This is a genomic window from Thiohalobacter sp., assembly GCF_027000115.1.
In the GTDB taxonomy this organism is placed as follows: domain Bacteria; phylum Pseudomonadota; class Gammaproteobacteria; order Thiohalobacterales; family Thiohalobacteraceae; genus JALTON01.
Window position 1 is genome coordinate 1 of sequence record NZ_JALTON010000039.1, and the last position, 19,090, is coordinate 19,090.

The following is a 19,090-nucleotide window of genomic DNA, read 5'->3' on the forward strand; positions in this document are numbered from 1 at the left end:
CATCGCCGGCCATCAGGGCATCGAGACTGCGAAACAGGCGCACCAGCAGCGCGGCCAGCTGCCACTCGCTGCTCCCTTCCTTCAATAGATGCCTGCCGGCGGCCATCCGCGACACCGTCGACTCGGAGATCCCCAGAACCCGGGCCAGCTGGGCCTGGGACAGGCCCAGGATGCGCGCCGCGTTGAGGGTGGCGGTAGTCAGAACCCGCGCGCGGTCATCGGCGCCGGCGGTACGGGCGTGCGTGGCCATGTCCCTCTCCCCTGAATCCCGTCACATGAAACCATAGACCGGGAATGTTGCAATGGCAAGCACCGACAGGACCTCTTCGCGGCGCCCGATACAGTCACGGAAGGGCGCCGACAACATGTCTGACATGGCCCGCGGTCGCAGACAGGGGTATCCGAGAGCACAACCAGGGGCTGGACGGCTCCGCGCACGATCTGGTCACGTCCGGCAGCGGGAGGGGGTTGAAGCCGAGCTTCAACTGATTGATATCATTTAAGTAAATGCGATACCAGCCCGTCGGCCAGCTTGGGCTCGAACCAGGTCGACTTGGGCGGCATCACCTCGCCGGCGTCGGCCACGGCCATGAGGGCATCCATGGGGGTGGGGAAAAGCGAGAAGGCGACTGCCATCTCGCAGCTGTCGACGCGCTTCTCCAGTTCGCCGAGGCCGCGGATGCCGCCGACGAAGTCGATGCGCTTGTCGCGACGGGGATCGCTGATGCCCAGTACCGGTTCCAGCAGGTTGTCGGCGAGCAGGCTGACGTCCAGGCGCTTGACCGGGTCGTCGGCGGGAATCCGCGTCGGGTCGATGTCCAGGCGGTACCACTGGCCGCCGAGGTACATGCCGAACTGGCCGGGGTGTTCGGGCCGCACCGGCGCCTCGCTGGGAGTCACACGGAAGGCCTCGGACACGCGGGCCAGGAATGCCTCCGGGCTGAGGCCGTTGAGATCGGTGACCACCCGGTTGTAGTCGAGGATCTTCATCTGCTCGTGGGGGAAGATGACGGAGAGGAAATAGTTGTAGGGCTCCTCGCCGGTGTGCTGCGGATTGGCGGCGGCGCGTGCCTTGGCCACCCGCGAGGCGGAGGCAGAGCGGTGATGGCCGTCGGCGATGTACAGGGCGGGCATGGCGTCGAAGCGGCGGGTGATGTCGTCGATCAGGGCCGGATCGCTGACCACCCATAGCCGGTGACGGATGCCGTCGTCGGCCTCGATGTCGACCTCCGGCGGCGCCTCGGTGACCGAGGCCAGCAGGGCGTCCAGTTCCGGGTCGGCACGGTAGGCCAGCAGCACGGGGCCGGTCTGGGCATCGAGGGCGTCGATCTGACGCACCCGGTCGTCTTCCTTGTCCGGGCGGGTGAATTCGTGCTTGCGGATGCGGTTGCTGTCGTAGTCCTTGACCGAGGCCGCGGCCACCAGGCCGGTCTGCACATGATCGCCCATCTGCAGCTGGTAGACGTAGTAATGCGGCGTCTCGTCCTGGACCAGGATGCCTTCCTCGCGCATGCGCGCCAGGTTTTCCGCGGCCTTGGCGTACACGGCCGGATCGTAGGGGTCCGTACCCTCCGGCAGGTCGATCTCCGGCTTGGAAATGTGCAGGAAGCTCCAGGGCTTGCCGGCAGCCCGCTCGCGCGCCTCGGCGCTGTTGAGGACATCGTAGGGCGGCGCGCAGACATCGGCGGCGCGACCCGCCACGGGGCGCAGGCCGGCAAAGGGTCGGACGAGGGGCATTGAGGACTCCTGGGATGGGTTGCGTTCGAGGCGGCGTATTCTAGCAGCCCGCGGGAAAGCCGGGCCAGCCGCTGTTCAGGCCGCCTGCGCCAGCCGGGCGATGCGTTCCTCAAGCGGCGGGTGGCTCATGAACAGGCGCTTGATGCCGTGGGCCCAGCCCCCACCATTGATGCCGAACGCCGCGAACTGGTCGGGCAACTGCGGCGGCGCATGGGCCTGCTGCAGACGCTCGAGCGCGGCGATCATCTTCCGCCGCCCGGCCAGCGCCGCACCGCCGGCGTCGGCACGGAATTCGCGCTGGCGGGAGAACCACATCACGATCATGGTCGCGAGCACGCCCAGCACCAGCTCGGCGACGATGGTGGCGATCCAGAAGCCCGGACCATGGCCGCGCTCGTTGCGAAACACCAGGCGGTCCACCAGGTAGCCAATCACCCGCGAGAAAAAGATGACGAAGGTGTTGACCACGCCCTGGATCAGCGCCAGCGTGACCATGTCGCCGTTCGCGACGTGCGACACCTCATGGGCCAGCACCGCTTCGGCCTCGTCACGGCGCATGGTCTGCAGCAGACCGGTGCTGACCGCCACCAGCGCGCTGCGCGCCGAGGGTCCGGTGGCGAAGGCATTGACGTCGGGGGAGTCGTAGATGGCCACCTCGGGCATGGGGATGCCGGCCATCTCGGCCTGGGTGGCAACGGTCTGCAGCAGCCACTGCTCGGTGGCGTTTGCCGGTGTCTCGATGACCCGGGCACCGGTCATGCGCTTGGCCGACCACTTGGAAATCAGCAGCGAGATCAGCGCGCCACCGAAGCCGAACACGGCGGAAAACACCAGCAGCGCATTGATATCCAGTCCCGCCCCCTGCGCATCCAGGATGCGTTCCACGCCGAGCAGGCGCAGGGTGACACTCAGCACCAGGATCACGGCCAGGTTGGTGGCCAGAAACAGAAATACGCGTTTCATCGACAGACTCCGGAAAACGGGGCCAATACGGGAGCCGCGATCATGCGGGCGGCGCGGGAAGGTTTCAACCCTTGCGGAAGCAGGGCCGCGCCGCCATCATAGGCCGATCTCCGCGGCCACCCGGCCGCCCCGCGCACGGACCCTGGAGGCCGGACCTTGCCTCGACCGATCGAGCCTGCCCGCGAGGGCACCCTGTCGCGACTCTGGCTGCGCGTCGCCGGACGGCTCCCCATCACCCACAAGCTGTCGCTGGCCATCTCCTTCCTGATGGTGGCCTGCATCGGCATGCTGTCGGTGCTCATCGTCCAGAACCAGACCCGCATCCTGCGCACCCAGATCGACCGCCTCGGCACCACGGTCGCTGCCCAGATGGCACGCTCGGTGGCCGAACCCATCCTCGCCGACGACAAGCTGGCGCTGGGCGTGCTGGTGACCAACCTGGCCGCGGACGAGAATGTGCTGGGCACCGCCGTGCTGGGCGCCGACGGGCAGGTGCTGGCCACCGCGGGCATCCTCCCCCGGCAGCTCGACAGCATGCCGCTGGAACAGCTCAACCGGCTGGAATGGACGCCCGAGGCCGGCACCCTCAACACCCGCAACCTGATCCTCTACAGCCAGCCGGTACGGGTGCGCGACCTGGTCGCCGGCCATGTGCTGGTGGCGCTCAACGGCACCGAGTGGGACGCCGCCGCGCGCAACGCGCTGGGCTCCATCGCCGGCGTCAGCCTGGTGGTGCTGCTGATCGGCGGCGCGCTGACGGTCTGGATGAGCCGTCGCCTGTCGCGCCCCATCTACGAACTGATCGATGCCAGCGAGGCGCTGCACGACGGCCGCTACGATGTCCGCTTCCCCGAGCACCGCAACGACGAACTGGGCAACCTGATGGCGCGCTTCAACCGTTTCGCCGAGGACCTGGCCCGCAAGCACCACGCCGAACGCACGCTCTCGCGCTATCTGTCGCCGCGTCTGGCCGAGACCCTGCTCACCGGCTCGCCGACCGAACTCGGCGGCCAGCGGGTGGAGGCCAGCGTGCTCTTTGCCGACATCGTCGGCTTCACCGGCATGGCCGAGGGCATGAACCCCGAGGAAGTCGCCGAGCTACTCAACCGCTACTTCGCCCACTTCGTGCGCGCCAGCGAGCTGACCCACGGGCTGGTCGACAAGTACATCGGCGACTGCGTGATGCTGGTGTTCGGCGTACCCCAGTCCGATCCCGAGCATGCCTTCCATGCCGTAACCTGCGCCCTGGCCATCCAGCGCCTGGTGGCGCGCGAGAATGCCGAGCGCGAGGCACGCGGCCAGACGCCCGTGCGCTTCCGGCTGGGCCTCAACGCCGGCGAAATGCTGGCGGGCAACATGGGCAGCCAGGAACGCATGGAGTACACGGTGCTCGGCGACTCGGTGAACCTGGCCTCGCGCCTCTCCGCCGCCGCCGAGGGGGGGCAGATCCTGGTTACCGAGGCCTTCTACCAGCGCCCGGAAATCCGCGACCGGGTGGTGGCGCGCAAGCACCGCGCCATCCGCCTCAAGGGCATCAGCCGCCCCGTGGATACCTATCTCATCACCGGCCTGACTGCCCCCTATCGCGAGGTCTTCGAACACCAGGTGGACCAGATCTGGTGGCGGGACCTGCGCCGCAGCGCATGAACAAACCCGGTCCGCTTCCGGCCCTGCTGCTGGCGGCGCTGCTGGCCGGCTGCAACACCCTCCCCACCGGCGGCGGGCTGCCGGCCGCTGCCCGCGCGGAACTGGAGCGCGCCGCGGCAGCCCTGGGCGACGCGCCGGACGAGAACGCCCGCGACCGCTTCGTCGCCCGCGTGCTGGCCCGGTCCGAACGGCTGGAGCGGGCCGGGCGGCTGGCCGACGCGCTGGCCCTGGTGGATGCGGCAAGGCAGCGGCTGCCTGATCTGCGCTTCGATGAACGCGCCGATGCCCTCGGGCTGAAGCAGGCGGCGGCCCTCCGCCGCCAGAGCCATGCCGAGCGGCTCAGCGCCATTCGCACCCGCCTGCAGCAACGCGCGCTGTTGCAGGCACGTGCCCGCATCGCGCCCCTGGATCTGCGCCGACGGCTGAGCCTGCAGCGACTCGAGGCGCAGTTGGGGGAGGATCAGGCCTGGCTGGCAACCTGCGCGGGGGGCGGGGATGCAGCCGCGAGGGACTGCAAGGCCCTGCTGGATGACCTGAACCCGGCGCGCGCGCGAGCCGCGCCGGCCGAGCGGCGGCCGGTGCCGCCTGCCCGGCCCCCGGCGAAACCGGCCGCGGAAGAGGACACGGCCCAGAAGATACGCCGCCTGCACCAGACCCTGCAGGCACAGATGAAGCAGGGCGACCTGCGCGCGGCGCGCAACACCGTCGGGCGCCTGATCAACCTGCAGGGGGCCCGGCCCGGGCTGGTAGACCTGAGAGCGGCCATCGACCGCGCCATCGACGCACGCGTCGGCGAACTCATGGCGCAGGCCGAGGACGCCTACCGGCGTCAGCAGTTCCAGCGCGCGCGGGACAACTGGAAGGCGGTACTGGCGCTGGATCCGCGCCACGAAAAGGCGCGGGAGCTGCTGGAACGGGTGGAAACGGTGATTCGCAACCTGGAGTCGCTGGAACGCGAGGAACCGCGCGAGCGCGCGACCCCGGAGTGAACAACCGGGTCGCCGGACCCGGTCAGCCCTCGTCGATCTTCTCGAGGACCAGCGAGGGGATGTCTCCCGGCCGATAGTACTGGAACTGGCCGCGCATCTGCTCGAAGAAGCGGTCCCGCGCTTCCTCGCTGTCGAACCACCGGGTCCATTCCCAGTTGGCGCCCAGCAGATGCGGCGCGCTCATCGGATCCCCCTGCGGCAGACGCCCGCGTACCCCGTAGCGTTTCATCTCCGTCCCCACATCCAGCATTCAGGTCTCCACGCGCATGGCGGCAACCTTCTGAAAACCACGCGGAAGCTTCTTGCCCCTGCGTCCCCGTTCGGCCTGGTAGCCGGCCAGTTCGCCGCGCCTGAGCTTCAGATGGCGCTTGCCCGCCTGGATCACCAGGGTTCCCTGCTCCGGGACCACCGCCATGCCCCGGACGAACTCTTCGCGGGCCGCTAACTTCTTGGACGGGATTGACTGGATCTTATTCCCTTTGCCGCGCGCCATCTCCGGCAGCTCACTGACCGGAAAGGCCAGCGCCTGGCCCTCGGTGTTGACCGACACCAGCCAGTCGCTGGCCGGGTCGGTCACCGGTTGTGGCGGCAGCACCTGCGCACCCGTCGGCACCTTGAGCACCAGCTTGCCGTTGCGGTTGCGGGCCATCAGGTCGCCCAGCCGCGCCACGAAGCCATAGCCGGCGTCGGTTGCCAGCAGCACGCGCTGGTCCTCGCCGCCCATCAGCAGGCCCACGAAAGCGGCGCCGTCGGGCGGGTTCAGACGGCCGGTGAGGGGCTCGCCATGGCCGCGCGCCGAGGGCAATGAATGCGCCGGCAGGGCGTAGGCGCGGCCGGTGGAGTCGAGGAAGACCACCGTCTGGTTGCTGCGTCCCCGGGCGTGGGCCAGGTAGCGGTCCCCGGACTTGTAGGAGAGGGTTTCCGGATCCACCTCGTGACCCTTGGCCGCACGCACCCAGCCCTTCTCCGACAGCACGATGGTCACCGGCTCGCTGGGCACCAGCGCCGTCTCGTCGAAGGCCTCGGCTGCCGCCCGCGCGACCAGCGGCGAGCGGCGGTCGTCGCCGAACTTCTCGGCATCGGCGGCGATCTCCTTGCGGATCAGCGTCTTCAGGCGCCGCTTCGAGCCCAGGGTGCGCTCCAGTTCCTCGCGCTCCCGGGCCAGTTCCTGCTGCTCGTCGCGGATCTTCATCTCCTCCAGCCGCGCGAGCTGGCGCAGGCGGGTGTCGAGGATGTAGTCGGCCTGGGCCTCGGAGAGCGAGAAGCGACGGATGAGGACCGGGCGCGGCTCGTCCTCGGTACGGATGATGCGGATCACCTCGTCGAGATTCAGGAAGGCGATCAGCAGGCCGTCGAGCAGATGCAGCCGGCGCACCACCTTGTCCAGCCGGAACTGCAACCGACGGCGCACGGTCTCGGTGCGGAACTGCAACCACTCCTCGAGGATGCGCCTCAGATCCTTGACCTGGGGTCGGCCGTCGATGCCGATCATGTTGAGGTTGATGCGGTAGCTGCGCTCCAGGTCAGTGGTGGCGAACAGGTGCGACATCAGCGCATCCATGTCCACCCGACTGGAGCGCGGCACTATGACCAGGCGGGTCGGGTTCTCGTGGTCGGACTCGTCGCGCAGGTCCTCGACCATGGGCAGCTTCTTCGCCTGCATCTGCTGGGCGATCTGTTCCAGCACCCGCGCACCGGCCACCTGGTAGGGCAGTGCGGTGATGATGATCTCGCCCTGCTCGACCTCGTAGCGCGCGCGCATGCGCACCGAGCCGTTGCCGGTCTCGTAGGCCTTGATGATCTCCTCCCGCGGCGTGACGATCTCGGCCTCGGTGGGGAAGTCCGGGCCCTGGATGTGCGCGCACAGGGCGCGCACGTCGGCCTTCGGATCCTCGATGAGATGAATGGCCGCCGCCGCCACCTCGCGCAGGTTGTGGGGCGGAATGTCGGTCGCCATGCCGACGGCAATGCCGGTGGCCCCATTGAGCAGCACGTTGGGCAGGCGTGCCGGCAGCAGCTTCGGCTCTTCCAGAGTACCGTCGAAATTGGGCGCCCAGTCCACCGTGCCCTGCCCCAGCTCGGACAACAGCAGCTCGGCATAGGGTGCCAGCCGCGCCTCGGTATAGCGCATGGCGGCAAAGGACTTGGGATCGTCGGGCGAGCCCCAGTTGCCCTGACCGTCGACCAGCGGATAGCGGTAGGAAAAGGGCTGGGCCATGAGCACCATGGCCTCGTAGCAGGCGCTGTCGCCGTGCGGATGGAACTTGCCGAGCACGTCGCCGACGGTGCGCGCCGATTTCTTGAACTTGGCCGTCGCCGACAGCCCCAGTTCGGACATGGCATAGACGATGCGGCGCTGTACCGGCTTGAGGCCGTCCCCGACGTGCGGCAGGGCGCGGTCGAGGATGACGTACATGGCGTAGTCGAGATAGGCCTTTTCGGTGAAACGCCCGAGCGGCAGGCGCTCGACGCCCTCGAAGTCGATTTCCGGGTTACGGGTGGTCATGGGACGGCGGAAGCTCCACGCAATCGGTTACGGATGGCCGAATGGCCGCCGCACATGATACACGATCGTGAAGCCGCCCCGGCCGGGGCGCGGGTCAGGAGACGCCGGCCTCCGCCTCCGGTTCGGTCACCGCAACGCGGCGGCGTTCCCGCGCCAGCGCGACCTGGGCGGTGATGTCGACCAGCTCGCCCAGGCCCATCACCGACAGCACCGCCTCCTGCAGGCGGGCGGCGCGGTGGCGCGACTGGCCGCGGATGAAGTCCACCGCCTTGTCCAGCTCCAGCTTGTTCATCTCCAGACTGTAGGTGGCCGTGAGTTTGACAAAGCAGTGCCGCTCGGCGGCCAGCGCGCGGTCGATGAAGGCGACACGTTCCTCCTCGCTGTTGAACTCCAGCTCGGTGGCCGCGTGCAGGATCTCGACGCCGGTGGCCTCGTCGCGTTCGCGGTAACAGTAGACCTCCATCTCCACCGGCGAGGGCCGCCGATGCTCGGTCTGGGCGTCACGCGCCATGCTGCCGATCTGCTGGTACAGGGCCAGGACCAGCCGCGGGTCGGTGAGGAAGGAGAAGTCATAACCGCCGTCGGGCATCCGGAAGAACTCGGCCAGCGGCACCGGCTCGTCGGGCACCGCCACCTGCTGCAGCACCCCGCCGCCGGCCTCGCCGCGGGCGATAAAGAAGGGCAGGCCGACGATGTTGCGCGCGATCAGCCCTTCGTAGGCCCGGGAGATCGCCGCGCTCAGGGTATCCTGGAGATCGACCGCCAGCTTGTCCTTGTTCTTGCTGATAAGCTCGACAAAGAAATCGTCGATCTTGTATTCGTCACGGTTGCGCATGCGCTCCAGCATGATGGCCGTCTGCTGGCCCGGCTGGGTGGCCACCACCCGGTAGGGGACGGCCTGCAGGTTGAGGCTGGGGCGCTTCTTCTGCAGGCTGATCAGGGCCACCTTCAGCTCGTCGCCGACCTGGATGCCGGGATCGCCGTCCACCATCACCGCCAGACCCCGGGTGGAAATGTCCCGCGTGCGCCCCTTGATGCGGCTGCGGCCGGCGGTCAGCTCCACCGCCGTCTCGGCCAGGTAGCGGTCCTCGCGACGGCGCTCGACATAGCCGAAGCGGATCAGCCGCGGACGCAGGCGCCCGGCGTCTGCGCTGCCGCAGCCTTCCATGCCCGGCAGCCGCCGGCGTTCGTGGCCGCACCAGCACTCGATGCCGGTCACGTCGTGATTCTCGACACCGCGCGCCTCGGCGGCGAACCAGATGGCCTCGGCCTGCTCGGTGATATTCACCATCACGCAGGCGAAGCTGATACGTTCCAGCGCCTCCCGCAGTCTTTCCGCCTCCGCCGGCGACTTTTCCCACAGCCGCTCGCTGGCCATCTCGAACTTCTTCATGCTCGGCTCGCGGAACGGCAGTGCGCAGGGCTGGACCTTGACCACGCAGTGCTCGCGATGGGAGAGCGCATAGCGCACGAAGCGGCCGAAGGCCTCGGCATCCGGCGCCTCGAAGTCGGCCAGGCTCTGGATGCGGTATTCCCCGCCCTCCTTCTGCCGGCACATGGCGATCACCACTTCCTCGCCCTGCTCGTAGCGGGCCACCCGCTCCGGCAGGCAGATGGCGGAGAAGTCGTGGCTGTCGACACTGGAATGGAAAAAGTGGGCGAACGGCTGGTTGCCGTCGGTCACCGCCACCGCCTCCACCCGCAAGCCGTCGTCCTCGCGGCGCAGGAAGAAGGGAATGGACAGCATGCTCTCGGTGTAGATGCGCTCGTAGAGCCATGCCTGAATGGAGATGAAATCATCCTCCACATCCAGCTTGTACTTGCGCCGGAAGCGCTGGATGAGATCCACCACGAATTCGCTGAAGCCGGCCGGCCGGTCCGACTCGCGCATGCGCAGCCGCAGCAGCGTATCCGTGCCACGGGTGTCGCAGCCGACGATCTCGTACGCCAGATCGTGCAGGCGCGGCTTCGGGTTCTGCTCGGCCAGCGCGGGGAAGGTCACCAGCAGCTCGCGCCCCAGCGGAAACGGCATGCGCCCCTTGACCGTCAACTGCAGGCCGGAAATCGAGATGTCGCGCGAGGAGGCGGACAATTCCTGCGCCCCCAGCCTGAGCGTCACCGGGGTCACATACTGCAGGCGTTCCTCGCGGCGCTTCTTGAAATAGCCGAAGGGCACCGTGTCCGGGTTGAAGCGACGCTCGCGCGGATCGTCCTGCCGGTCCTCGCCCGCCGCGCCTCCGCCCCCGCCGCTGCCGGAGGCGCGCTTGCGGACTTCCACGGCACGCTGCTCCGCCAGCTCGCGCTTGCGCTCGGCCTCGCGCATGGCCTTGTTGGTGTGACTGCCATTGACGATGGCCTCGTAGGTGCCCACGGTGAAGACACCGTTCTGCTCGTTGACCCCCTTCTGGTAAATGCCGTAGGAGACATCATCGAGGTAGAACACGCGGTTGTTGAGCAGATAGCGGCGGCACTCGCCGGGCACCTTGCCACGCATGTCGATGGTCTCGAAACAGGGACGCAGCAGACGCTTGCGCTCCATCTTTTCGAGAAAGCGGCCGGTCTCGGAATCGGCGGTCACCACCTCGGTGACCAGGGTCTTCTCGCCCGCCCCGGGCCTCAGACTCTTGTAATGGTTGACCTTGATCTGCGCCATGAATCCCCGACGTGCCGCAGGCGCGGCACCGATTCTTCTTTAAAAACATGAAGTTGATATACCGGACCTGAGTCGCCCGGTGCGGCGGGGGACGGTCCGTGACCTATATATCGGCCAGGTCGCCGTTTTTCTCCAGCCAGGCGCGGCGGTCCGCGACCCGCTTGCGGGCCAACAGCATGTCCATCAGCCGGTGGGTGTCGTCGCCCGGCTCCAGGGTGAGCTGGACGAGACGGCGGGTATCGGGATTGATGGTGGTCTCACGCAACTGCATGGGGTTCATCTCGCCCAGGCCCTTGAAACGCTGCACGCTGACCTTGCCCTTGAGGCCCTCAGCGGCGATACGGTCCATCACGCCCTGCTTCTCGGCGTCGTCGAGTGCATAGAACACCTGCTTGCCGACATCGATGCGATACAGCGGGGGCATGGCCACGTACACATGCCCGGCCTCGACCAGCCGCCGGAAGTGGCGCAGGAACAGCGCGCACAGCAGGGTAGCGATATGCGCGCCGTCGGAATCGGCGTCGGCGAGGATACAGATCTTGCCATAGCGCAGGCCGTCCAGGTCGTCGGAACCGGGATCGACACCGATGGCCAGCGAGATGTCGTGCACCTCCTGGGAGGCCAGCACCTCGGCCGGATCCACTTCCCAGGTGTTGAGGATCTTGCCGCGCAACGGCATCACGGCCTGGAACTCGCGGTCGCGCGCCTGCTTGGCGGAGCCGCCGGCCGAGTCACCCTCGACCAGGAACAGCTCGGTGCGCTTCGGATCGCTGGCGGTGCAGTCGGCCAGCTTGCCGGGCAGCGCCGGCCCCGCGGTAACCTTCTTGCGCACCACCTTGCGCCCGGCCCGCATTCGGCTCTGAGCGGACTGGATGGCCAGCGCTGCGATGCGCTCGCCGGCCTCGGTGTGCTGGTTGAGCCAGAGACTGAAGGCATCCTTGACCACGCCGGCGACGAAGGTCGCGCACTCGCGCGAGGACAGCCGCTCCTTGGTCTGGCCGCTGAACTGGGGGTCTTCCAGCTTGACCGAAAGGATGTAGGCACAGCGGTCCCAGACATCGTCCGGCGTGATGCGCACCCCGCGCGGCAACAGGCTGCGGAACTCGCAGAACTCGCGCATGGCCTCGGTGAGCCCGGTGCGCAGGCCGTTGACGTGAGTGCCGCCCTGCGGCGTCGGGATCAGGTTGACATAGCTCTCGGTGACCAGCTCGCCGCCCTCCGGCAGCCACACCACCGCCCACTCGGCGGCCTCGTGCGCACTGGCCAGGTTGCCGGTGAAGGGCGCTTCCGGCAGGCGCTCGGCGCCGTCGAGGGCCTCGACCAGATAGTCGCGCAGGCCGCCCTCGTAGCACCATTCCTCGCGCTCGCCGGATACCTCGTCGACAAAGCGGACCTTGAGCCCGGGACAGAGCACGGCCTTGGCACGCAACACATGGCGCAGCCGCGGCAGCGAGAACTTCGGCGAATCGAAGTACTGCGGATCCGGCCAGAAACGCAGCCGGGTACCCGTGTTCTGCTTGCCGACGGTACCGACCACCTCCAGGTCGGAGACCTTATCGCCATGGGCGAAGGCGATGTTGTACTCCTTGCCGCCGCGTCGCACCCAGACCTCCAGATGCTTCGACAGCGCGTTGACCACGGACACGCCGACCCCGTGCAGGCCGCCGGAGAACTGGTAGTTCTTGCTGGAGAACTTGCCGCCCGCGTGCAGCCGGGTGAGGATCACCTCCACCCCCGGCACGCCCTCCTCCGGGTGGATGTCCACCGGCATGCCGCGGCCGTCGTCGCGCACTTCCAGCGAGCCGTCCTTGTACAGGGTGACCTCGATCAGCCGCGCGTGGCCGGCGATGGCCTCGTCCACGGCATTGTCGATCACTTCCTGGGCCAGGTGATTGGGCCGGCTGGTATCGGTGTACATGCCCGGGCGCTTGCGCACCGGCTCGAGGCCGCTCAGGACCTCGATGGAAGCGGCATCATACTGACTCATTCGGAACGACCTCGGGGTTGCGGGCCGGCATCAGAGTTCGGGCGGGATGTCGTCATGGCGGATGCGGCGGCGGATCTCTGCCACTGGCAGCGGTTCGCCCTCCAGCCGGCAGAAGTAGTTGCGATAGAGCAGGTAGCGATAGGCATCGGTGCCCCAGTCGTGCAGCGTCGACCAGGCCGTTTCCCCCAGCGACTGCCAGCGCCCGCGCGCGAGATAGGCGTAGCTGCGCCACTCGCCGCCGTCGCAGCGGATACCCTCGAAGAAGACGTTGCGCGCCCCGGACGGCGATTCCAGTGCCAGCACGTAGCGCACCACGCCATCGGCACCCACTTCGACGCTGTCGGGCACCAGCGCCATGTCCATGACCGCCCCGCCCGGCCGCGCCGACAGCCGTACCCAGTCACCGTCGCCCGGGACCGGCGGCAGAACGAAATCGGCCTCGGCCCAGGGCGTCGGCGGACTGAACTCACCCGGGATGTCGGGGCTGTCTTCCTGATCCGCCCGCAGGGGCATGGCACCGAACGCGAGCAGGGCCAACAGAACAGTTTGCAGGAGCCTGGGGATCACGGGACCTCCGCTTGGGTTGCGGGCATTCTACTCGGAGGTCCGCCCTGCTGGCGAGTACCGATCGTGAATAGCGGCGGCGGCTTGCAAAAACGGGGAACGGTGCGCGCAGCACACCCTGCCCACTGTCCGCACAGGCCAGATCCGGTGTCATGGTTCGTGTTTCAATCGAGATCGGCGACCAGCGAGGCGCGCACGGGTTCCTCGAGCACCCCCTCGTGGTTGTATTCGGGATGATCGACGCCGGCGCGGATGGGGGCGCCGGACTTGGCCGCCGCCACCATCTCGGGCGTCAGCTCGAAGCGCAGGAAATGGACCGAGGAGGTCTTGTCCTCGGTGTCGCGCTCCATGTCCTCGTCGGCGATGGCGTATACGCGCGGCAGGTCACCCACCTGCACCCAGACCCGGTCCTCGATGCCGACCAGGCGCGCCAGCACCTTTCGTCGCTCGTCGGGTTCCGGCACCTCGATCATGAAGGTGGCCTTCCAGTTGCTGCCATCGGGGATGAGCGGGTTATAGGCCGCCAGCTCGTCCTCGATGCCCTCGGCCTCGAAGATGCGCTCGATGCGCAGCATCTCCTGGACCTGGTACTGCATGGTGAGCCGGTCCTCGAAGTAGAGGGTGGCCATCGGGCCCAGCGGCACCTTGCGGTTGGCCTTGTGCGCCATCACCCGGGCACGGAACTCCGGCCGGATGCGGTCGTATTCCTCGAGACTGTGCAGATCCTGACGCGTGAGCTTGCTCATGTTTTCCTCTCCGGGGTACGGGTTGCCCTCTGGTCAATGGCCACGGAATCCGCTGTATCCACGATAACGGTCTTTCGGTGTTGACGATGGGAACCAGGCATGGCAACCGACGGGTTCAGATGCCGTAGGCCTTGCGCAGCAGCGTCATCGGGTGCTCCGGCGCCCTGTCGCGACCGAGGCCGTTCTCGATCTGGTGACCGGCCATGGGACAGTCGCTCGAATAGTGATCGGCGCCGGCCTTCTGCACCCGGTTGACCACCGGCCTGCCGATCTTCATCGACACTTCGTGAAACTCGCTCTTCACCGCATAGGTGCCATCGTGCCCCGAACAGCGTTCGATGGTATCGATGGCGGTATCCGGCACCAGCGACAGGACCTCCCGCGTCTTCAGGCCGATGTTCTGCACCCGAAGATGGCAGGCCACCTGGTAGGCGACCTTGCCCAGTGATCCGGTGAAGTCGGTCTTGAGCAGGCCATGGCGATGGCGCAGAGCGAGGTATTCGAACGGGTCATAGATGTGGTCGCGCACCCGCGCCACGTCGGCATCATCCGGGAACATCAGCGGCAGTTCCTGCTTGAACATCAGCACGCAGGAAGGCACCGGGGCGACGATGTCCCAGCCGTCGGCGATCAGCTTGACCAGCTCGGGAATGTTGGCCTCTTTCGCCCGCGCCACCGCCTCCAGATCGCCCAGCTCCAGCTTGGGCATGCCGCAGCACTGTTCCTTTTCCACCAGCCGCACCGGGATGCGGTTGTGCTCGAACACCGCCACCAGGTCCTCGCCGATGTCGGGCTCGTTGTAGTTGCCGTAACAGGTGGCGAACAGGGCGACCTTGCCGGTGGTGGGGCCGGCGGGCTCCGGCGCCACGGCCAGTGGCTGGTGATCGGCCAGCCGCCGGCGCAGGGTCCGGCTATGGTATTGTGGCAGCAGCGCATCCGGATGTACGCCCAGCGCCTTGTCCAGCAGATCGCGCATGGGCTCGGAGCGGTTGGCCGCGTTGACCACCTGCGACACCACGGGGATGCTCGCCAGCTTGCCGATGGCATCGGTCGAGGTCAGCAGCTTGTCGCGCGCCCTGAAACCGCCGTTACGGAACTTGACCGCCTTGGCACGCAGCATGAGATGGGGGAAATCGACGTTCCATTCATGCGGCGGCACGTAGGGACACTTGGTCATGAAACAGAGGTCGCACAGATAGCAGTGATCGACCACGTCCCAGTAGACCTCGCGCGGCACACCGTCGAGTTCCATGGTCTCGGACTCGTCGATGGCATCGAACAGGGTCGGGAAGGCGTTGCACAGACTGAAGCAGCGCCGGCAGCCGTGACAGATGTCGAACACCCGTTCCAGCTCGGCGAACAGATCTGTCTCGTCGTAAAAGGCAGGATCCTGCCAGGCCAGCGGATGGCGCTGCGGGGCCTCCAGACTGCCCTCGCGGCGACCCTCGCCGGAAGACTGCGACTCGTTCGACATGGGCGATGCCTCCTTCTGCCATGACCGGGCGGCGCACCTTTACCGGGCGCCGGGAAAGACAGGGGGCCACGCGGGCCCCCTGCTGCTTGCTTCGACCTGCGCTGCCGGGATCAGCTGTCGAGGCTGTCCAGGGCCTTCTGGAAGCGGTTGGCGTGCGAGCGCTCGGCCTTGGCCAGGGTCTCGAACCAGTCCGCGATCTCGTCGAAGCCCTCGTCACGCGCCGTCTTGGCCATGCCCGGGTACATGTCGGTGTACTCGTGGGTCTCGCCGGCGATGGCGGCCTTGAGGTTGTCGGCGGTGCCGCCGATGGGCAGTCCGGTGGCGGGATCGCCGACGGCTTCCAGGTACTCCAGATGGCCGTGGGCGTGGCCGGTCTCGCCTTCGGCGGTGGAACGGAACACGGCGGCCACGTCGTTGTAGCCTTCCACGTCGGCCTTGGCCGCAAAGTAGAGGTAGCGGCGGTTGGCCTGGGATTCACCGGCGAATGCGGCCTTCAGGTTCTCTTCGGTCTTGCTGCCTTTCAGTTCCATGCTTGCCTTCCTCCTGCTGAGTTCAAGATCGGGGAACGACGGCGTCCGTCCCCCACGGGGGTTATTAGACAGAGTCTAAAGCTGATCGTGACTTTAATCAGGACCGCGATGCCTGTCAACACCCGCGGCGGCGATTGACCCGCCCCGGCATCGCACGTAGGGTTTGCCAATTGTACGCGCATGCTCCCGTGCAAGGCCACAGAGACCGATCCCGTTGGCGAAGAAACGCACCCCCGAATTCGAAAAGGCCCTGGCCGAGCTCGAGGCCCTGGTGGAAAGACTGGAACAGGGCGACCTCAGCCTGGAGGAATCCCTCAAGGCCTTCGAGCGCGGCATCCAGCTCACCCGCACCTGCCAGCAGGCCCTGGCCGAGGCCGAACAGAAGGTCGAGCAGCTGCTGGCAGAGGACGGCAGCCCCGAACCCCTGGACCGTGAACCCGACGCCTGACGCCCTGCCCGCCTTCCTCGGCGACTGCCAGACACGCATCGAGCGCGCACTGGACCGCTGGCTGCCGGCGGCCGACGCCCATCCCGCGCGCCTGCACGCGGCCATGCGCTACGCCGCGCTGGACGGCGGCAAGCGGGTGCGGCCGGTGCTGGTGTACGCCACCGGCCAGGCGGTGGGCGCCGACACCGAACTGCTGGATGCACCGGCGGTGGCGGTAGAGTGCATCCACGCCTATTCGCTGGTGCACGACGACCTGCCGGCCATGGACGACGACGACCTGCGCCGCGGCAAGCCCACCTGCCACAAGGCCTTCGGCGAGGCCGAGGCCATACTGGCCGGCGACGCCCTGCAGACCCTGGCCTTCCATGTCCTTGCCCACTGGGCCCCGGGCGCCCTGCCGCCGGAGGTGCGGCTGCGCATGATCGACATCCTGGCCATGGCCGCCGGCTCGCGGGGCATGGTCGGCGGCCAGATGATCGACCTGCAGTCGGTCGGCCAGTCACTGGCCATCGCCGAACTCGAGGACATGCACATCCACAAGACCGGCGCCCTGATCCGCGCCAGCGTGCTGCTCGGCGCCCTGTGCGACCCTGGCATCGACAGCCCGCTGCTGGAAAAGCTCGACCACTACGCCAAGTGCGTCGGGCTGGCGTTCCAGATCCAGGACGACATCCTGGACGTCGAGGGCGAAACCGAGGAACTCGGCAAGGCGGCGGGCGCCGACGCCGCCCGCGACAAGCCGACCTATCCCAGCCTGCTGGGCCTGGACGGGGCCCGGGCCCGGGCCCGGGAGCTGGTCGAGGACGCCCTGGCCAGCCTGCGCGCCCTGGACCACCGCGCCGACCCCCTGCGCTGGCTGGCGGAGTACGTCATCGCCCGCCGCGCCTGACCTTGTATCTGCCCCGGCCACCCCCGATAATTGCGGGTTTCCCGGTGGCCCCAGATGACAGACTCCCCCCAGTTCCCGCTGCTCGCGACCATCGATTCGCCGGCCGACCTGCGCAGGCTGCCGGAGGCGGAACTGCCGGCGCTCGCCCGCGAACTGCGCGCCTTTCTCATCGACAGCGTCAGCCGTACCGGCGGCCATCTGGCGGCCGGTCTGGGCACGGTGGAGCTGACCCTCGCCCTGCACTACGTCTACCGCACCCCGGAAGACCGGCTGGTGTGGGATGTCGGCCACCAGAGCTATCCGCACAAGATCCTCACCGGCCGGCGCGAGCGCATGGCCAGCCTGCGACAGCGCGGCGGCCTGGCCGGCTTCCCGCGCCGCGAGGAGAGCGAATACGACACCTTCGGCGTCGGCCACTCCAGTACCTCCATCAGCGCCGCACTGGGCATGGCGCTGGCCGCGCGACGCGCCGGCAGCCGGCGGCGGGTGGTGGCGGTGATCGGTGACGGCGCCATGACCGCCGGCCAGGCCTTCGAGGCCCTGAATCACGCTGGTGATGCCCGCGCCGACCTGCTGGTGATCCTCAACGACAACGAGATGTCCATTTCGCCCAATGTCGGCGCCCTGTCCAGCCATCTGGCACGGCTGCTTTCCGGGCGCATGTACGCCACGGTGCGCGAGGGCGGCAAGCGCATCCTGCGCAACCTGCCGCCGGTGGCCGAGCTGGCGCGCCGCGCCGAGGAACACATGAAGGGCATGGTCGTCCCCGGCACCCTGTTCGAGGAAATGGGCTTCAACTACCTCGGCCCGATTGACGGCCACGACCTGCCGGCGCTGGTATCGACCCTGCGCAACGTGCGCGAACTGCGCGGACCGCAACTGCTGCACGTGGTCACCCGCAAGGGCAAGGGCTATGCCCCGGCCGAAGCCAATCCCTGTGCCTACCACGGCGTCGGCCGCTTCGACCCGGTGACCGGCGAGTGCGAGTCGACACCGGCCACGGGTCCCACCTACACCCAGGTGTTCGGCGACTGGCTGTGCGACATGGCCGAGACCGACCCCTCGCTGGTCGCCATCACCCCGGCCATGCGCGAGGGCTCCGGACTGGTCGAATTCTCCAGACGCTTCCCGGACCGCTATTTCGATGTCGGTATCGCCGAGCAGCATGCGGTGACCCTGGCCGCAGGGCTTGCCTGCGAGGGACTGCATCCGGTGGTGGCCATCTACTCCACCTTCCTGCAACGCGGCTACGACCAGCTCATCCACGACGTGGCCCTGCAGAACCTGCCGGTCACCTTTGCCATCGACCGCGCAGGGCTGGTCGGGCCTGACGGCCCGACCCATACCGGCAGCTTCGACCTCGGCTACCTGCGCTGCACGCCCAACCTGGTGGTGATGGCACCGGCCGACGAGAACGAGTGCCGGCGCATGCTGACCACCGCGCAGCGCCACCCCGGCCCGGCCGCGGTGCGCTATCCGCGCGGCACCGGCCCGGGCGTGGCCGTGTCCCCGGAACTGGTGCCGCTGCCCCTCGGCCGCGGCGAGATCCGCCGGCAGGGGCGCGAGGTCGCCATTCTCTCCTTCGGCAGCCTGCTCGACCGCGCCCTGGCCGCAGCCGAGGCCCTGGATGCCACCGTGGCCAACATGCGCTTCGTCAAGCCGCTGGACACCGAGCTGCTGCAGCAACTGCTGTCCGGGCACCGGCTGTGGGTAACGCTGGAGGACAATGCCCTGGCCGGCGGCGCCGGCTCGGCGGTGGCCGAATGGCTGGCCGACCAGGGCCAGGCCATGCCCCTGCTGCGGCTGGGCCTGCCCGACGCCTTCATCGAACAGGGCAGCCGCGACGAACTGCTGGCCGAGTGTGGCCTGGATGCCGCCGGCATCCGCCGATCCATTGCACACAGGCTCGCCCGGGGAAATTGCGCCGCCCCGGACGATCGCCTAGTATCCTAGCGTT

16 protein-coding genes are annotated in these 19,090 nt (G+C 68.0%); 5 read left to right on the forward strand and 11 right to left on the reverse strand.

Going from position 1 to position 19,090, the window contains the following annotated elements; genetic code table 11:
• From MVF76_RS06400 to htpX, 3 genes are all read right to left on the reverse strand, one after another.
• The coding region (locus tag MVF76_RS06400) for a helix-turn-helix domain-containing protein (RefSeq protein ID WP_297527970.1) at nt 1-250 on the reverse strand (250 nt) is incomplete at its 3' end.
• Between the two features lie 245 nt (nt 251-495).
• Nucleotides 496-1,737 (reverse strand): DUF1015 domain-containing protein, encoded by a 1,242-nt coding sequence (locus tag MVF76_RS06405; protein ID WP_297527971.1) that lies wholly within the window; start codon nt 1,735-1,737, stop codon nt 496-498.
• A 75-nt stretch (nt 1,738-1,812) separates the two neighbouring features.
• Nucleotides 1,813-2,700, reverse strand: coding sequence for a protease HtpX (gene htpX, locus MVF76_RS06410; RefSeq protein WP_297527972.1), 888 nt, complete (start codon nt 2,698-2,700; stop codon nt 1,813-1,815).
• Between the two features lie 156 nt (nt 2,701-2,856).
• Between htpX and MVF76_RS06415 the strand changes: the two genes are divergently transcribed.
• Nucleotides 2,857-4,347, forward strand: coding sequence for an adenylate/guanylate cyclase domain-containing protein (locus MVF76_RS06415; protein WP_297527973.1), 1,491 nt, complete (start codon nt 2,857-2,859; stop codon nt 4,345-4,347).
• On the forward strand, nt 4,344-5,336 hold the full coding sequence (locus MVF76_RS06420) for a hypothetical protein (protein ID WP_297527974.1): 993 nt from the start codon (nt 4,344-4,346) through the stop codon (nt 5,334-5,336). Before MVF76_RS06415 ends, MVF76_RS06420 begins: the two co-directional genes overlap by 4 nt.
• A 22-nt stretch (nt 5,337-5,358) precedes the next feature.
• Here MVF76_RS06420 and MVF76_RS06425 read toward each other — a convergent pair whose 3' ends face one another.
• The 8 genes from MVF76_RS06425 to MVF76_RS06460 all read right to left on the reverse strand — a co-directional run bounded on the left by MVF76_RS06425 (nt 5,359) and on the right by MVF76_RS06460 (nt 15,796).
• Nucleotides 5,359-5,565, reverse strand: a complete 207-nt coding sequence (locus MVF76_RS06425) for a hypothetical protein (RefSeq protein ID WP_297528092.1) — start codon at nt 5,563-5,565, stop codon at nt 5,359-5,361.
• 21 nt (nt 5,566-5,586) lie between these two features.
• The gene (parC, locus tag MVF76_RS06430) at nt 5,587-7,842 is read right to left on the reverse strand and encodes a DNA topoisomerase IV subunit A (RefSeq protein ID WP_297527975.1); all 2,256 of its coding nucleotides are present in this window, start codon (nt 7,840-7,842) and stop codon (nt 5,587-5,589) included.
• Nucleotides 7,843-7,936: 94 nt separating this feature from the next.
• A complete protein-coding gene (locus MVF76_RS06435; RefSeq protein ID WP_297527976.1) occupies nt 7,937-10,495 on the reverse strand; it encodes a PilZ domain-containing protein in 2,559 nt (852 codons plus the stop codon).
• A gap of 103 nt (nt 10,496-10,598) precedes the next feature.
• Nucleotides 10,599-12,482 carry a DNA topoisomerase IV subunit B gene (gene parE / locus MVF76_RS06440; protein ID WP_297527977.1) on the reverse strand — a complete coding sequence of 628 codons (1,884 nt, stop codon included), beginning with the start codon at nt 12,480-12,482 and terminating at the stop codon, nt 10,599-10,601.
• Between the two features lie 30 nt (nt 12,483-12,512).
• On the reverse strand, nt 12,513-13,049 hold the full coding sequence (locus tag MVF76_RS06445) for a CNP1-like family protein (RefSeq protein ID WP_297527978.1): 537 nt from the start codon (nt 13,047-13,049) through the stop codon (nt 12,513-12,515).
• A gap of 161 nt (nt 13,050-13,210) precedes the next feature.
• Nucleotides 13,211-13,792, reverse strand: coding sequence for a DUF3501 family protein (locus tag MVF76_RS06450; protein ID WP_297527979.1), 582 nt, complete (start codon nt 13,790-13,792; stop codon nt 13,211-13,213).
• 115 nt (nt 13,793-13,907) lie between these two features.
• Nucleotides 13,908-15,266 (reverse strand): heterodisulfide reductase-related iron-sulfur binding cluster, encoded by a 1,359-nt coding sequence (locus tag MVF76_RS06455; RefSeq protein WP_297527980.1) that lies wholly within the window; start codon nt 15,264-15,266, stop codon nt 13,908-13,910.
• A 110-nt stretch (nt 15,267-15,376) separates the two neighbouring features.
• On the reverse strand, nt 15,377-15,796 hold the full coding sequence (locus MVF76_RS06460; RefSeq protein ID WP_297527981.1) for a rubrerythrin family protein: 420 nt from the start codon (nt 15,794-15,796) through the stop codon (nt 15,377-15,379).
• A gap of 214 nt (nt 15,797-16,010) precedes the next feature.
• Between MVF76_RS06460 and MVF76_RS06465 the strand changes: the two genes are divergently transcribed.
• The 3 genes from MVF76_RS06465 to dxs are packed head-to-tail and all read left to right on the forward strand — an operon-like array spanning nt 16,011 to nt 19,086.
• Entirely contained in the window at nt 16,011-16,244 is a 234-nt protein-coding gene (locus MVF76_RS06465) for an exodeoxyribonuclease VII small subunit (RefSeq protein ID WP_297527982.1), read from the forward strand.
• Nucleotides 16,228-17,133 (forward strand): (2E,6E)-farnesyl diphosphate synthase, encoded by a 906-nt coding sequence (gene ispA / locus MVF76_RS06470; protein WP_297527983.1) that lies wholly within the window; start codon nt 16,228-16,230, stop codon nt 17,131-17,133. Before MVF76_RS06465 ends, ispA begins: the two co-directional genes overlap by 17 nt.
• A 54-nt stretch (nt 17,134-17,187) precedes the next feature.
• A complete protein-coding gene (gene dxs / locus MVF76_RS06475) occupies nt 17,188-19,086 on the forward strand; it encodes a 1-deoxy-D-xylulose-5-phosphate synthase (protein ID WP_297527984.1) in 1,899 nt (632 codons plus the stop codon).
• Nucleotides 19,087-19,090: the final 4 nt, after the last annotated feature.